General features: G+C 71.6%; 10 protein-coding genes and 1 other RNA gene. 2 read left to right on the top strand and 9 right to left on the bottom strand.

All coding sequences use genetic code 11. The features are described 5' to 3' along the window. Positions 1–38: 38 nt before the first annotated feature. From ssrA to ftsE, 5 genes are all read right to left on the bottom strand, one after another. Positions 39–408: a transfer-messenger RNA gene (gene ssrA, locus ACZ4RZ_RS28260) on the bottom strand. 126 nt (positions 409–534) lie between these two features. Then, positions 535–1,068: an SsrA-binding protein SmpB gene (gene smpB / locus ACZ4RZ_RS28255; RefSeq protein ID WP_467748972.1), complete on the bottom strand. Its 534-nt coding sequence runs from the start codon at positions 1,066–1,068 to the stop codon at positions 535–537. Positions 1,069–1,171: 103 nt separating this feature from the next. Further along, positions 1,172–2,338, bottom strand: a complete 1,167-nt coding sequence (locus ACZ4RZ_RS28250; protein WP_467748726.1) for a S41 family peptidase — start codon at positions 2,336–2,338, stop codon at positions 1,172–1,174. Positions 2,339–2,405: 67 nt separating this feature from the next. After that, positions 2,406–3,326, bottom strand: coding sequence for a permease-like cell division protein FtsX (gene ftsX, locus ACZ4RZ_RS28245; protein ID WP_467748724.1), 921 nt, complete (start codon positions 3,324–3,326; stop codon positions 2,406–2,408). Between the two features lie 33 nt (positions 3,327–3,359). Next, on the bottom strand, positions 3,360–4,049 hold the full coding sequence (gene ftsE, locus ACZ4RZ_RS28240; RefSeq protein WP_369246992.1) for a cell division ATP-binding protein FtsE: 690 nt from the start codon (positions 4,047–4,049) through the stop codon (positions 3,360–3,362). A 375-nt stretch (positions 4,050–4,424) separates the two neighbouring features. On the opposite strand from ftsE, the gene ACZ4RZ_RS28235 reads away from it, so the two are divergent. Beyond that, the gene (locus ACZ4RZ_RS28235; protein ID WP_028805018.1) at positions 4,425–4,616 is read left to right on the top strand and encodes a hypothetical protein; all 192 of its coding nucleotides are present in this window, start codon (positions 4,425–4,427) and stop codon (positions 4,614–4,616) included. A gap of 95 nt (positions 4,617–4,711) precedes the next feature. On the opposite strand, the gene ACZ4RZ_RS28230 is transcribed toward ACZ4RZ_RS28235, so the two are convergent. The 4 genes from ACZ4RZ_RS28230 to ACZ4RZ_RS28215 all read right to left on the bottom strand — a co-directional run bounded on the left by ACZ4RZ_RS28230 (position 4,712) and on the right by ACZ4RZ_RS28215 (position 10,175). After that, on the bottom strand, positions 4,712–5,365 hold the full coding sequence (locus ACZ4RZ_RS28230; RefSeq protein WP_467748723.1) for a hypothetical protein: 654 nt from the start codon (positions 5,363–5,365) through the stop codon (positions 4,712–4,714). A 326-nt stretch (positions 5,366–5,691) separates the two neighbouring features. Beyond that, positions 5,692–6,798: a peptide chain release factor 2 gene (gene prfB, locus ACZ4RZ_RS28225; RefSeq protein ID WP_467748721.1), complete on the bottom strand. Its 1,107-nt coding sequence runs from the start codon at positions 6,796–6,798 to the stop codon at positions 5,692–5,694. Positions 6,799–7,053: 255 nt separating this feature from the next. Next, positions 7,054–8,295, bottom strand: a complete 1,242-nt coding sequence (locus ACZ4RZ_RS28220) for a serine/threonine-protein kinase (protein WP_467748719.1) — start codon at positions 8,293–8,295, stop codon at positions 7,054–7,056. 179 nt (positions 8,296–8,474) lie between these two features. After that, a complete protein-coding gene (locus tag ACZ4RZ_RS28215) occupies positions 8,475–10,175 on the bottom strand; it encodes a serine/threonine-protein kinase (RefSeq protein ID WP_467748717.1) in 1,701 nt (566 codons plus the stop codon). Positions 10,176–10,631: 456 nt separating this feature from the next. On the opposite strand from ACZ4RZ_RS28215, the gene ACZ4RZ_RS28210 reads away from it, so the two are divergent. Continuing rightward, complete coding sequence (locus ACZ4RZ_RS28210) at positions 10,632–14,408, top strand: FHA domain-containing protein (RefSeq protein ID WP_467748715.1); 3,777 nt, start codon at positions 10,632–10,634, stop codon at positions 14,406–14,408. The last annotated feature ends 239 nt before the right edge of the window (positions 14,409–14,647 follow it).

The following is a 14,647-nucleotide window of genomic DNA, read 5'->3' as shown; positions in this document are numbered from 1 at the left end:
CCGCTGCCACAGCAGCGGGGCTTGACCCACATGGGATGAAGTGGAGATGGCGGGAATCGAACCCGCGTCCAACGGTGCAAAATCAGGGCTTCTCCGTGTGCAGTTCGCTGCGATTTTCTCGGCCCCGGCGATCACGCGAACAAGTCGCCGACGGGCCCAGCCACTGTTTGATTTCCTCCTGCACCCCGTGACCGGGTCCAGGAGTTTAGTTCCCTAGCTGATGCCAGGATCCGGGTCGGGAACAGCCCCGGGCTGACACTTCGCAAGTCGCTACTTAGGCAGCGAGGGCGAAGGAATCGCGCTTGGTGTTGGCGATTATTTTTTGCGACATATGGTTTACGAGATCATTGCCGCTTCCTCGACACGCTTCCCCTGCTTCAACAGCCGCTGTCGAAACCGATCATCCCCATGTTGATTTTTCAAAGGTGGACTCACTGAAAACTCGGCGAATCCAGCGTCCCGTCACCAGCGGGACTGCTCCATCGTACGTGACCAACACGGCCGGGTGCCAGCGTATTCCCGACGGCCGCGCGGCTACTGGCCCCGCTGCTTGCGCTTCGCCGCCGCGATCGCGCGGTCCGACTCGCGCCGGTCCTGCTTCTCACGCAGGGTCTGCCGCTTGTCGTACTCCTTCTTACCGCGGGCGAGCGCGATCTCGGCCTTCGCGCGGCCGTCCTTGAAGTACAGGGCGAGGGGCACGATCGTGTGACCCGTCTCCTGGGACTTCGACTCCAGCTTGTCGATCTCCTCGCGGTGCAGCAGCAGCTTGCGCTTGCGGCGCACGGAGTGGTTGGTCCAGGTGCCCTGGCTGTACTCGGGGATGTGGGCGTTGTGCAGCCACGCCTCGTTCCCGTCGATCTGGACGAAGCCGTCGGTCAGCGAGGCGCGTCCCTGGCGCAGCGACTTCACCTCGGTGCCGGTGAGCACGAGCCCGGCCTCGTAGGTGTCGATGATCGCGTAGTCGTGCCGTGCCTTCTTGTTCTGCGCGACGATCTTGCGCTTGCCGTCCTTGGCCTTGGCGGAGGCCGCCCCGCCCTGCTTGGGCTGGGACTCTTTCGGTACGTACATTCCCTTGCTCATAGTGCTGCTCATTTTCGCACTACAGAGGGGTCAGGGGGAAAGCCGATTACGAAGCCCTCGAACGGCCGGTCACGAGAACCGTGAAGGCCGGCTACGACTCGTCCCCGAGCCCGCTCAGTACCGTCTCGGCCCGCTGCAGGGAACCGTCGTCCGCCTCCAGGTCGGGGGTGATGCCCCGGCCGTCGACGCTGCGCCCGGAGGGGGTGCGGTAGTGCCCGACGGTCAGCTCGGCGACGGAGCCGTCGGGCAGCCGGCTCGGCATCTGGACCGAGCCCTTGCCGAAGGTCCTGGAGCCCACGACGACCGCGCGGCCGCGGTCCTGGAGGGCTCCGGTGAGCAGCTCGGCCGCGCTCATCGTGCCGCCGTCGACGAGCGCGACCAGGGGTCTGGCCGTGTCGCCGCCGGGGTCGGCGTGCAGGGCGCGCTGCTCGCCATTGACGTCGTAGGTGGCGACGAGGCCGCCGTCGAGGAAGGCCGAGGCGGCGGTGACGGCCTCGGTGACCAGGCCTCCGGAGTTGCCGCGCAGATCGAGGACGATTCCGGCCCGCCGGGGGGTCTGGGCGACGGCGGTCCGTACGAGATCGCCCGAGCCCTTGGTGAAGGCGGCGACCTTGATCACGGTGACGCCGCCGGAGAGCTTGTGGACGGTCACGGAGTCCGTGGACAGCTTGGCCCGGCGCAGCGTCCGGCTCCACGCGCGCGTGCCGCGCTCCAGGCCGAGGGCGACCTCCGTGCCGGCGGCCGCGTCGTCCGCGTCGCCGCGCAGTAACGAGACGACCTCGGTGACCGGCCGGCCGTCGACCTTCTCGCCGTCGACGCTGCGCAGCCGGTCGCCCTTGCGGATCCCGGCGGCGGCCGCGGGCGAGCCGGTCTGCACCCGGGCCACTTCGATACGTCCGTCACGCTCGCGCCGGGCCCAGAGCCCGACGCCGGTGTACTGGCCGTCGAGGGCTTCCTCGAACTCCTCGTACTCGCCCTGAGAGTAGACCGCGCCCCAGCGGTCGCCGCTGCGGCTGACGGCGCGCTCGGCGGCCTCCATGGGCGACTTGCCGTCGGCCATCGCCTCGGCGGCGGCCTCGGTGACGTCCTCGTGGTGGCCCGTGGGGGTCGAACGGGCCGTGGAGGAAGGAGACTTCCGGCCGGGGTCGGAGAATGATCCGGTCGCCGCACCGGTGACGAGGACGCTCGCGAACAGCAATGTCAGGGCGGCCCCGCGGCGGATGCGGCGGGGCTCACAGAACAGGTCACGACCTGACATGCCGGTGAGTCTAGGACAACGCAAAGGGCCGTACCGCCGGTTGGCAGTACGGCCCCCTTGGCATGCGTCACACCTTCAGGTACTTGCGCAACGCGAAAAACGCGGCCAGCGCGGGCATCAGCAGACTCGTCGCGAGAATGAGCGGCAGCTTCGTCAACACGGCGTCCCAGCCGATGAAATTGATCAAATTCAGCTTCTCGGACAGCGCCAGACCATGATCGATGATGAAGTACCTCGCGATCAGCAGGAATCCGCAGGCGACGCCACCGCCGATGAGCCCGGCGACCGCGGCCTCCATGATGAACGGCGCCTGGATGTAGAAGCCGGAGGCGCCGACGAGGCGCATGATCCCCGTCTCCCTCCGTCGGCTGAACGCGGAGACGCGCACCGTGTTGACGATCAGCATCAGTGCGACGACGAGCATCATCGCCATCACCGCGCGCGCGGCCCAGTTCATGCCGTTGAGCAGCCCGAAGAGGTTGTCCAGGATGCCCTTCTGGTCCTGCACGGACTGCACGCCGTCACGCCCGTCGAAGGCCGTCGCGATGACCTGGTACTTCTCCGGGTCCCTCAGCTTGATCCGGTACGACTCCTGCATCTGGTCCGGCGTGAGGGAGCTGGCCAGCGGGGAGTCGCCGAACTGCTCCTTGTAGTGCTTGTACGCCTGGTCCGACGACTCATAGCTGACCTTCTGCACGACCGAGGACATCTTGTCCAGGTCGGCGAGGATCTGCTTCTTCTGGTCGGCGGTCACCGCGCCCTTGGCGCAGTTGGGGTCGGACTCGGCATCGCTCTTGTTGCAGAGGAAGATCGAGACGTTGACCTTGTCGTACCAGTAGCCCTTCATCGTGTTGACCTGGTCGCTCATCAGGAGCGAACCGCCGAACAGGGCGAGTGAGAGGGCGACCGAGACGACGACCGCGAAGGTCATGGTCAGATTGCGGCGGAGACCGACACCGATCTCCGACAGAACGAACTGCGCGCGCATGGCGTCTTCTTCAGACCTTTCCGTGGACGATGATCAGTGCTGGTAGCCGTAGACGCCGCGCGCCTGGTCGCGGACGAGACGGCCCTTCTCCAGCTCGATGACGCGCTTGCGCATCTGGTCCACGATGTTCTGGTCGTGGGTGGCCATCACGACGGTCGTGCCCGTCCGGTTGATGCGGTCGAGCAGCTTCATGATGCCGACGGAGGTCTGCGGGTCGAGGTTTCCGGTCGGCTCGTCGGCGATGAGGAGCTTGGGCCGGTTCACGAAGGCTCTCGCGATGGCCACGCGCTGCTGCTCACCACCGGACAGCTCGCCGGGCATCCGGTCCTCCTTGCCGCCCAGGCCGACGAGGTCGAGCACCTGGGGCACGGACTTGCGGATCTCGCCACGGGACTTGCCGATGACCTCCTGGGCGAAGGCCACGTTCTCGGCGACCGTCTTGTTCGGCAGGAGGCGGAAGTCCTGGAACACGGTCCCCAGCTGGCGGCGCATCTGCGGCACCTTCCAGTTGGAAATGCGCGCGAGGTCCTTGCCCAGGACGTGCACCTGACCGTGACTGCACCGCTCCTCGCGGAGGATCAGCCGCAGGAAGGTGGACTTTCCGGAGCCGGAGGACCCCACGAGGAACACGAACTCTCCGCGCTCGACCTCCAGGGAGACATCCCTGAGAGCGGGGCGGGTCTGCTTGGGGTAGACCTTGGAGACGTTGTCGAATCGGATCACGGATGCACCACGGGTCGCCGGGGGTAGGTGTGCGTGACCATACGCGACCCAGGTGCGCAAGCGCAGGCTCTGGTAGCGGTTGCGAGGGGCTTGTGCGGTTTTGTACGGGGCTTGGAAGTGCCCCTCGGGGAGCGTCCCCGCAGGGGCACGGAGAACTGCGCGAACGACCCACTACGGTCCGCAGTCGCGAGAACGCCCTCAGCCACCCTCCCAGAGTGCCGTTTTCAGGGACTGACCCCCGGAGCGCGGGGCAGGATAAAGCGAACCGCGCCGAAATCGGCGGAACCTGGCACAGTGGAGGGGGGAACGGTTGCGTCCCCCGCAGCGTTATGTAGAGCGTTGTGTACGGGGATACGGCGCAAGGAGGGCGAGCGCATGACGTACGACCGATTGGTGTGCGCGAACTGCGCGGCGCCCGTGAGCGAGGGCCGCTGCCCCGTCTGCCGCGCGAACCGCGAGCGGCTCCAGCAGGAGAGCCCCTTCGCGGGCCTGAACCCCATGGCATTGATCGCCCTGCTGGCCGTGCTGATCGCGGCACTGGCGCTGGTGGCCCACCAGACGGTGTGAGACGGGCGCGGGCGGTGCGCCCGCCCGTGAGGCGTCCCTGACACGAGAAGGGCCCGGAGCGAGCTGCTCCGGGCCCTTCGTCACGCATGTGTCGGTCAGGCTGCGGCACCGCCGCGGCCGCCCGCGAGGCGCGGCAGCATGCGGAAGCCGATACCGCCGGCGATCATCGTGGCGGCGCCGACCAGCAGGAACGTGGTCTGACCGGCACCCGTCTCGGCCAGCTCGCCGTCGTTCTTGCCCTGGGTCGAGGTGTCCGAGCCCGTATCGGTGAGGGCCGAGGAGCCCTCCTCCTGGGTGGAGGAGCCACCGTCGGGGTCGGTGTTGTTGTTGCCGTTGCCGTTGCCGTTCCCGTTGCCGTTCCCATTCCCGTTGCCGTTCCCGTTGCCGGGGTCGGTCGGCTCGGTGGTCGGATCGGTGGGCTCCTCCGTGGGCTCCGTCGGCTCCTCCGTGGGCTCCGTCGGCTCCTCCGTGGGCTCGGTCGGCTCCTCGGTGGGCTCCGTGGGCACCACGGTGGGCGTGGGCGGCTCCTCGGTCGGGATACCCGTCTCGGTCGGGGTCGGAGTCGGGTCGTCGAGACCCGCCTTCACGCCGACACCGTTCTCGTCCGCGCTCACGCCCACATTCAGGCCGCCCACGTTCACGCCGAGGTCGAGCGCCGAAGCGGCACCCGCGGCGGTCAGCGAAGCACCGGCGGCAATCATCGTACCGGCGGCTATCCGCGCCACGCGGATCCGCGTCTTCTTGGTCATCTGCCTGCTACCCCCAGTAGCTCATCGTCAATGGAGCAGCGCCCGGGGCCACGGCGTCACAGGTGGCTTCTCTCAAGCCCCCCGGTTCACATGCGCCCCAGAGATACGCATGCCACGCGTTAGCCTTCCCAGTTTTCAAAGCAACGTCAAGGTCGTTGCGTACGCGATGTCCAGATCAACATCATTTGCCTGCCGTGCGGACATGTGACTGTGACGTAAAACCCAGACAACCCCCACACAAAAGGCAACTGCCGTCCGATGGACGGCAGTTGCCTTGTCGACAAAGAGGCTTCAATGGGGCACGAATACGCCCGCCTGTTGCCCGCCTACTTGTCCTGCTGCTTGCGCCAGCGAATTCCGGCCTCGAGGAAGCCGTCGATCTCGCCGCCGAACACGGCCTCGGGGTTGCCGACTTCGAACTCGGTGCGCAGGTCCTTGACCATCTGGTACGGGTGCAGGACGTACGAACGCATCTGGTTGCCCCAGGAGTTGCCGCCGTCGCCCTTCAGGGCATCCATCCTGGCCTGCTCCTCCTGCCGGCGCCGCTCGAGGAGCTTGGCCTGCAGAACGTTCATGGCCGAGGCCTTGTTCTGGATCTGCGACCGCTCGTTCTGGCAGGAGACGACGATGCCGGTGGGAAGGTGGGTCAGCCGCACCGCGGAGTCGGTGGTGTTGACGCCCTGACCACCCGGCCCGGACGACCGGTACACGTCGACCCTCAGCTCCGACTCGTCGATCTCGATGTGGTCGGTCTGCTCGACGACGGGCAGGATCTCGACACCGGCGAAGGAGGTCTGGCGACGCCCCTGGTTGTCGAAGGGCGAGATGCGGACGAGCCGGTGGGTGCCCTGCTCCACGGACAGCGTTCCGTACGCGTACGGGGAGTGGACGGCGAAGGTGGTCGACTTGATGCCGGCCTCTTCCGCGTACGAGGTCTCGTAGAGCTCCGTCTTGTAGCCGTGCCGCTCCGCCCAGCGCAGGTACATGCGCTGCAGCTTCTCGGCGAAGTCGGAGGCGTCGACGCCGCCGGCCTCGGCACGGATGGTGACGACGGCTTCACGGGAGTCGTACTCGCCGCTCAGCAGCGTCCGGACCTCCATCTCGTCCAGCGCCTTCTTGACGGAAGCGAGCTCGGACTCGGCCTCGGCGCGGGTGTCCGGGTCGTCCTCCTCCTCCGCCATCTCGAAGAGCACGCCCAGATCATCGATACGCCCGCGCAGCGCCTCGGCCTTCCTGACCTCCGCCTGGAGGTGGCTCAGCTTGCTGGTGATCTTCTGCGCCTCGTCCGGGTCGTCCCACAGGGACGGCGCGGCCGCCTGCTCCTCGAGCACGGCGATGTCTGCCCTCAGCTTCTCGAGGTCCAGGACGGCCTCGATCGACTCCATGGTCGAGGAGAGGGACTTGAGCTCTTCGGATACATCGACGACTGCCACGCCTCCAGCGTAACGGCTACGACAAGCGAGCCTCGCCGCTCGCCCCTACAGGACCGGCATGCCAGGCGCCACAGCGGCTGGGGTGGGTTTCTCGCCCTCGCCACCCCTACCCGTTCACATCCCCCGGGGGCTGCGCCCCTGAAGGGGCGCGGGGAACTGCGCGACCAGCCCCCACCCACCCGCAGCGGAAGGGCCGGTACGGGACGGGTAGGGGCGGAGGGGGCGAAAAACCCACCCCCAACCCCCACCGGGCGGTCACGGGGACGCCGGAGCCGAGTTCTTCGTGTCCGGCGGCGTCGCCCCCGCGTCGTCGCCGGACGTGGCGAGCCAGGTGCCGACGCCCACGGCGGCGACAAGGGCCACGGCAGCCGCCCCGAGCGTGATGCGACGCCGCCGCGCGGAGGCCCGATGCCGCGCCGACCCCGGCCGGGGCGCACCCGCGGCCCGCGGCGCACGGGCCGTACCGCGCGCGCCCCCCGCCAGCTCGTCCGGCCCCGGCACCCGCATCGACGTATGCGTATCCCGGTTCGAGTCCGGCGCAGCGCCCGGCACGAGCGGCACGGCCCCCCGCCGCTCCCGCGCCGCGGGAGCGGACGGCTCCGCCGTCTCCTCGTACGCCTCGTCCGCGTCCGCCGACTCCGCGTCCGGCGAGTCCACGTCCAACGGCGGCATCCCCGCCAGCAACGGCAGCTGCTCCCGCAGCCGCGCCGCGAGCTCCGAGGCCCGCAGCCGCGACGCCGGCGCCTTCGCCAGGCACTGCACGATCAGCTGCCAGAGCTCGTCCGGGATGCCGGGCAGCGGTACGACCGTCTCCGTGACGTGCCGGCGCAGGACCGCCCCCGGGTGCCCGCCCCCGAAGGGCGTAAAGCCGGCAAGGAGCTCGTACAGGACAGTCGCCAGGGCGTAGATGTCGACGGCTGCCCGCGGCGGCAGCCCCTCGATGATCTCGGGCGCGAGATAGTCCGGCGTACCGATGATCTTCGTGGCCCGGGTCCGGCGGGGCGAGTCGATGAGTTTGGCCACACCGAAGTCGGTCAGGAGGGCGGGGTGGGATCCGCCGGGACCCAGCGGGCCCTGCATGTCGAGCAGGACGTTCTCGGGCTTCACGTCCCGGTGGACGACCCCCGCGGCGTGCGCGGCCGCGAGCCCGTCCGCGACATCCGCGACGATCGCGACCGCGGCCTCGGGGGCGAGCCTCCGCTCCCGGTCGAGCCGGGTCCGCAGATCGGTCCCCCGGACGAGGTCCATGACGAGCGCGAGGTCGTTGCCGTCCACCACCAGGTCGCGCACCGCGACCACGTGCGGATGGTCGAGACCGAGCAGCGCCGTGCGCTCCTGCACGAAGCGCCCCACGAGCTCCTGGTCGGACGCGAGGTCCTCGCGCAGCAGCTTGATGGCGACGGGCCCCTCCGGCCCCTCACCCAGCCACACCGTGCCGGCACTGCCCCGCCCCAGAATCTGGTTCGCGGTGTACCGGCTACCGATCTTGCGTGCCAAGACTGCTCCCACCGAGACGCCTGTTGTCGCTGCTGGGCCATCCCGGGGGCCAGCCCCCGGACCCCCAGCCGACAAAACTACGCGCCCGACGAGCCAATCTTCACCGCGGAGACGGAAATCACCCGTCAGATGTCGACAAATCCCCAGAGTCGCCTGCCCGAGGGGCAGTTGCTCCGGGGTCAGTTGCCGGAGGGGCCGCCCCCGCCGAGATCGCCGATCCACCCGCTGACGGTGTTGTACCAATCCTTCAGCTGGGCGAAGTACCCCTTGCCCGAGCCGATCCAGTCCTGAAGGGGACTGAACTCCCAGATCAGCCAACTCGCGACGAACAGGATGAGGATGGTGAACAGACACCCCTTGAGGCAGCCGAGCCCCGGGATCTTCATGGGGTTGGCGCTGCGCTGCCGCGGCTCGCGCGACTGACGCGGCGCGGGCTGCTGAGGCTGCTGCGGAGCGGGCGCGTACCGCTGCGGCTGGGGCTGCTGCTGGGGCGCGGGGGCGTACCGCTGCGGCTGCTGGTGCTGAGGCGCGTACTGCTGCGGCTGTTGCTGCTGCGGATATCCGTACCCGGGCGGCGGCTGCTGCCCACGCTGCTGCTGCGGCCGCTGCTGGGGCCGGGCGACCTGCCGCTGCGGGCGACGGCGCAGCGGATCCTCGTTCGGGTCGAGGTACTGGACCTGCGTCTGCTCATTGCGGTCGCGGGCCGCGCGCAGCTGGCTCTGCCAGGGATGCGGGTCCTCGGGCCGGCCCGCCTGACCCTGCTGTCCGCCCGGCTGGTGCTGCGGCACGGGAGGCATGACGGCGGTCGGGTCGGCCGCACCACGGTTCGGGAGGACGGACGTGGGGTCGGCGTCTCCGGAGGTGTGCGGCAGAACGCTGGTCGCGGCATACGGGTCGTAGGCGCCCGCGCCCTGCGGCAGCACCTGGGTGGGGTCGGCCGAGCCGGGCACGCCCGGGACGGTCGCCGGGGCCGGGTCGGGGGCGAGCAGCGCGCCCACGCCCTCGGCGGCGGCGATCTGCGCGGCGTTCGCGTGCACACCGACGCCCGCGGCGACGGCGCGCAGCCCGCGCGCGAGGCTCTCGGCGCTGGGCCGCTCGTCCGGGTTCTTGCGCAGGCAGCGCTCTATGACGGTCCACAGCGGGTCCGGCACGGTCGACGGGCGGCGCGGCTCGGCGCTCAGGTGCTGGTGCAGCACCTCGAGCGCGGATCCGCCGGCGAACGGCGGACGCCCGGTGACCAGCTCGTACAGCAGGATGCCCGCCCCGTAGATGTCGACGGCGGACGTCTGCGGACGCCCCTCCGCCGACTCGGGCGCGACGTACGCGGGCGTGCCGACGAATTCGTGGGTGCGCGTGAGGCCCGGGGAATCGGCGAGCCGGGCGATGCCGAAGTCCGTCAGCATCGGGTGCATCTGGCCGCCGTCCTGCTTGAGCAGGACGTTCGCGGGCTTCAGATCGCGGTGTACGACGCCGTCGGCGTGGCTGGCGGCGAGCGCGTCGGCGACCTGGGCGGTGAGGAGGGACGCGGCGACGGGACTGAAGGGCCCGTTCTCGCGCAGGTAGCGGTGCAGGTCGGGCCCGTCGACCAGGTCCATGACGAGCGCGAGCAGATCGCCTTCGACGACGAGGTCACGTACCCGCACGATGTTCGGGTGGGTCAGCCTGAGCAGCACCGACCGCTCCCGCAGGAACCGCATCACGATGTCCGCGTCGTTCGCGAGCTCTTCCTTCAGGACCTTGATCGCCACAGTTTCGCCGGGCTGTCCGGCCACGGCCGCCTCGGCGCCCGCGGTCTCCCTCTGGCGGGCTCGCCAGACGGTGCCTGTGGCGCCGCGCCCAAGCGGCTCCTCAAGGAGGTACTTGCTCCCTACCGGCCGCACGTCATGCGCTCCCTGTTGCTTGCTTGCCTGGTCCGTCCACCGTGATCACCGTGGTACAGGTGTTCCGACCCAACTGTAGTGCCGCCGTACCCGGCACTGGGCTGTCGTCTCTCTGTGCTTCCCGTGAGCGCCTGTGCTTCGCATAAGCGCTTACGTACGCCTTCCCGCGCGTGTTCGATGGAAAGACGCTCGGTCTGGTCACTTGGTTGCCGAATGGTGGGCGTGACCGATCTCAAGCGGGCACCGGTCGCGCACTGGTCAGGCACTTTTACGGGCAGAGCCGACCAATCAAGATCACTTACGGGTGGGGGGCGGGCGCGCTGTCAGTGGCAGGTGCGAGGATGCCTCCAGTACTGGCCGACGTGCCCGTGTGCGGTGGGGGAATCTGCGGTGGGGGACCGCAGCGCAGCCTCGTCCTCGTCGCGGACACCTGCGCGGAAGGGACCGCTGACGGCGATGCAGATCCGGCTGACCGTCGTAGACCCGCTGGGCCCGCCCTCGGAGCCGCGGGGGCGAGCCGCGGCCTGCGATGTGCTGGTCACCGCACCCGCCGGGACGGCGCTGGCCGCGGTCGCGTCGGGCCTGGCCTCGGCGGTCGGCGGGGATGGAGGTACCTCCCCGCTCGAGCGAAGCCGAGAGCCTGGGGGAAGTCAGGTCGTGCTGTACGCGGGTGCGGAGCGGCTCGACAGTCAGCGCTGCACGCTGGGCGAGCCGCCCCTGACGGACGGCGCCGTGCTGTCCCTGGGCGCGCCCGCGGAGCCCGGCCCCGACGTGGACGACGGCGCCGCCCAGCTCCATGTGGTCGCGGGCCCCGACGCGGGCGGCGTCCACCTCCTGCACGGGGGCCAGATCCGCATCGGCCGCTCCGCCGACGCGGACGTGCCGCTGGACGACCCCGACGTCTCCCGCCTGCACTGCGCGGTCACGGTCACCCCCGAGGGCCGCGTCTCGGTCGCCGACCTCGGCTCCACGAACGGCACGGCACTCGACGGCACCCGCGTCGCCACCCGCCCCGTCCGCCTCGCCCCGGGAGCCCTCCTCCGCGTCGGCGAGTCCGCCCTGCGGCTGGCTCCGCCCGGGGGCACGGGGGCGTTGGGGACGACGCCGGACGGGGAGGGGCATGTACGGGTGACCGTCGGCGCCGGGCCGGGGACCGGTGCCCCCGGTGACCGCGGCCCCGCTCGCCCGGAGCCGGCATCGCCGGCCGCGAGCGTGCCCCACGCGCGCGTGGGGGGCGCCGCCCGGCCCCCCGCCGCCGGGCAGACCGACGGCACCCCGGGCGCGCCGCCCACCGGCGACACGCATCACGCCTATGGAGCGCCGGAGTGGGGAGCGGCGGAGGGAGTCCCGGCCGCGCAGGAGCACGGTCGGGCCGTACCGCAGGCCGCGCCCTCCGGCGGGCCGTCTCCCGCGCCGTCCGTCGTGCCGGAACAGGGCGGGGCACCAGGCATCGAGAGCCGGCCCCGCGGCGCCGAACGGGGCGACACCCCCGAGCGGGCCGGGCACGACGAGCCCCCGGCAGAGACCGCGGACTCCGCGAGCGCGGGCTCCGCGAGCACCCGCAAAGGCACTCCCCCTCGGGGCACGGCCGTCCCGTCGGGCGTGCGCAAGCGGGGCGGAATCGGCGCCTGGGCGCGGCGGCTGGCCACAGGACGCGGTGGACCGGCGGGAGCCGGGCAGGACCCGTACGACGACGGGGAAGCCGCGGTGGAGTATCCGCTCCCCGCGATGCAGCGGTCGCCCGAGAGCTGGCCCGACCCCGCGACGCTGCTGCTCACCGCGCTGGGGCCGGGACCGCGGCTGTGGGAACGCGGCCCCGGGCACCCGGAGGCACTGACCGTACGGCTGGGCACGGCCGACCGGGCGGCGCCCGACGGCTCGGGCCTGCTGCCGGCGGTGCCGGTGACCACCGGCCTGCGGGAGGTCGGCGCGCTGGGCCTGGCCGGGCCTCGTCCGCGCCTCGCGGGGCTGGCCCGCGCGCTGGTGGCGCAGCTCGCCGCGCTGCACTCCCCCGAGACCCTCGAAATCGTTCTGATCAGCACGGACCGATCTCGCACGGTGGAGGAGCGCACCGCCGAGTGGTCCTGGCTCGGCTGGCTCCCCCACCTCCGCCCCACCCACGGCCAGGACTGCCGCCTCCTCCTCGCCTACGACCGCGAGCAGGCGACGGCCCGCACGGACGAACTCCTGCGCCGCCTGGAGGACCACCTGACCGAAGCGGGCCGCGCACCGGGCGCTCCGGCCCCCCGCCGAGGCCCACGTCCCGGCGACGATGTACGGGGCGCGGCGCGGCGGCCGTCCTGGGCGCGGGACGACGACGAGGCGGACGGAGCCTTCGAGGGGCCGTACACCGTGGTGGTCGTGGACGGGGACCCCGGGGGCGCCGATGTGCGAGAGGCCGTGGTGCGGCTGACCCACGAGGGGGCGCGGGCCGGGATCCATGTGGTGTGCCTCGCCGAGACCCCCGCGGCGTCGCCCGCGTCGCCGGTGACGGAGACGTACGAGGCGGCGTGCGAGACATCGCCGGCGTTCCGCGAGTGCGGAGCGGTCGCGCTGCTCAGCGGGGACGTGGCCACGGCACTGCGGCTGATGCGGGTCGCGCCGGGCGGGCCTGCCGGTGCCGACCCGGGCGCGGCCGCGCGGCGCACGGCGGGCGATGCCGCGGGGGCCGGGCGGGGTGGGCTCGGAGGGTCTGGGCAGGACGGGCGCGGGGGGTCCTCGCTGGGCGGCTCCGCGGAACGCGCGCGTGGCGGGCCGGCGTACGGCAGCCCGGCTCGTGGCGGGCCCCCGCACGCCGGCCCCACCCACGCCGGACCCACCAACGCCGACGCCACCCACGGAGGCTCCCCGCGCGTCGGAGCCGTCGGGGCGGATGCCGGTTCGATGCGCGGTGGCCACACCCATGTCGGCACCACCGGGCACCTGGCGCGCGGCCCCGTGGGGCATGGCACCGTCGCCGCGATAGACGCCGTCTCGGTCGCGTGGGCCGAGCGGTTCGCACGGGCGCTCGCGCCGTTGCGGACCGACGGCGCGCACGGCGACCGGCACACGCGCGTGTCCGCGCCGCTGCCTCAAGTGGCGCGTCTGCTCGACGAGTTGGGGCTCGCACGGGCCACCCCGGCCTCGCTGATGGCGCGCTGGGCGGACGCGGCCGACGACAGCGAGGCGCTCGGTGGGCGCGGCCGGGTCGTCCTCGGCGCCGGGCCGCGCGGGCCCGTGGACGTGGATCTCCCCGCCGAGGGCCCGCATCTGCTGATCGAGGGGCCTTCGGGCAGCGGTCGTACGGAGCTGCTGCGTTCCGTCGCCGCGTCCCTCGCCGCCGCGGAGCGGCCCGACCGGCTCGGGATCGTACTGATAGACGGGCGGGACGATACCGGGGGCAATGGCGCGGGGCGGGGCGCGGGGCTCCAGGTCTGTACGGACCTCCCGCATGTCACGACCCATCTCACCGCCAACGACCCCGTACGGATGCGGGAGTTCGCCCAGGCCCTCAGCGCCGAGCTGAAGCGGCGGGCCGAGCTGCTCGGGCGGCTCGACTTCACGGAGTGGCACACCCGGCGCGAGGTGTCCGGCCGGATCGTGGCCCAGCGTTCGGCCAAGTCGTCCTCGGCAGGGATGGTGTCCGGGGCGTCGTCCGGCGCCGGGGATCTGGACGCGCCGCCCAGTTCGACGCTGCGGTTGCGGCCGGCTGCCGCGCGGGAGCGTGCGGAGCCGGGGCCGCCGCTCGCCCGTCTTGTCGTGGTGGTCGACGACCTGGACGCGCTGCTGTCGCCCCCGTTGGGGTCGCCGGGGCGGCCTGCGGCCGGGTCCGTCATACGGGCCCTTGAGGCCGTTGCCCGTGAGGGGGAGCGGCTCGGGGTGCACCTTGTGGCGGCGGGCGGGGTCGACGGGCGTACGGCGGGGTCCGAGCTGGGGCGTTCCGCCGCGGTGCGGATCGCTCTCGACGCGGTGTCGACGGGGCCGGACGAGCCGGCTCCCGGGCGGGGGCGGCTGCTTCGCGCGGACGGGCGGGACACGCCCTTCCAGGGCGGTCGGGTCACCGGGCGCATTCCCCGTACGGCTACCCTCCGCCCCACCGTCGTGCCCCTGGAGTGGCATCGCATGGGCGATCCGCCGGCGCGGCGACCCGTTCGCGAGCTCGGCAACGGGCCGACGGACTTGGCGTTGCTCGCCAGTGCGCTGGAGCGGGCGGCTCGGTCTGTGGCCGCGGTCGAGGTGCCGTCGCTGCTTTGACGTCCTGTGCTGGTGGGCGGGTGGGGGCCGGCGAGGTTTTCGCCCCCTCCGCCCCCACCCGTCCCGTACCTGAGGGGCTCCGCCCCCAGACCCCCTCGGGTTGTCTTGTGGCTGCGGACCGGTGGGGGCTGGTCGCGCAGTTCCCCGCGCCCCTGACGGGGCGGCAGCGCGAGCCCACGTCACGACCCAATCACGATCGCTCACTTGACACCGTTGGCGCTCTTGCCGCCCTGAAGCCC

Source organism: Streptomyces sp. NPDC027189, assembly GCF_055566975.1.
This window is presented reverse-complemented; position numbering and strand designations above follow the sequence as displayed.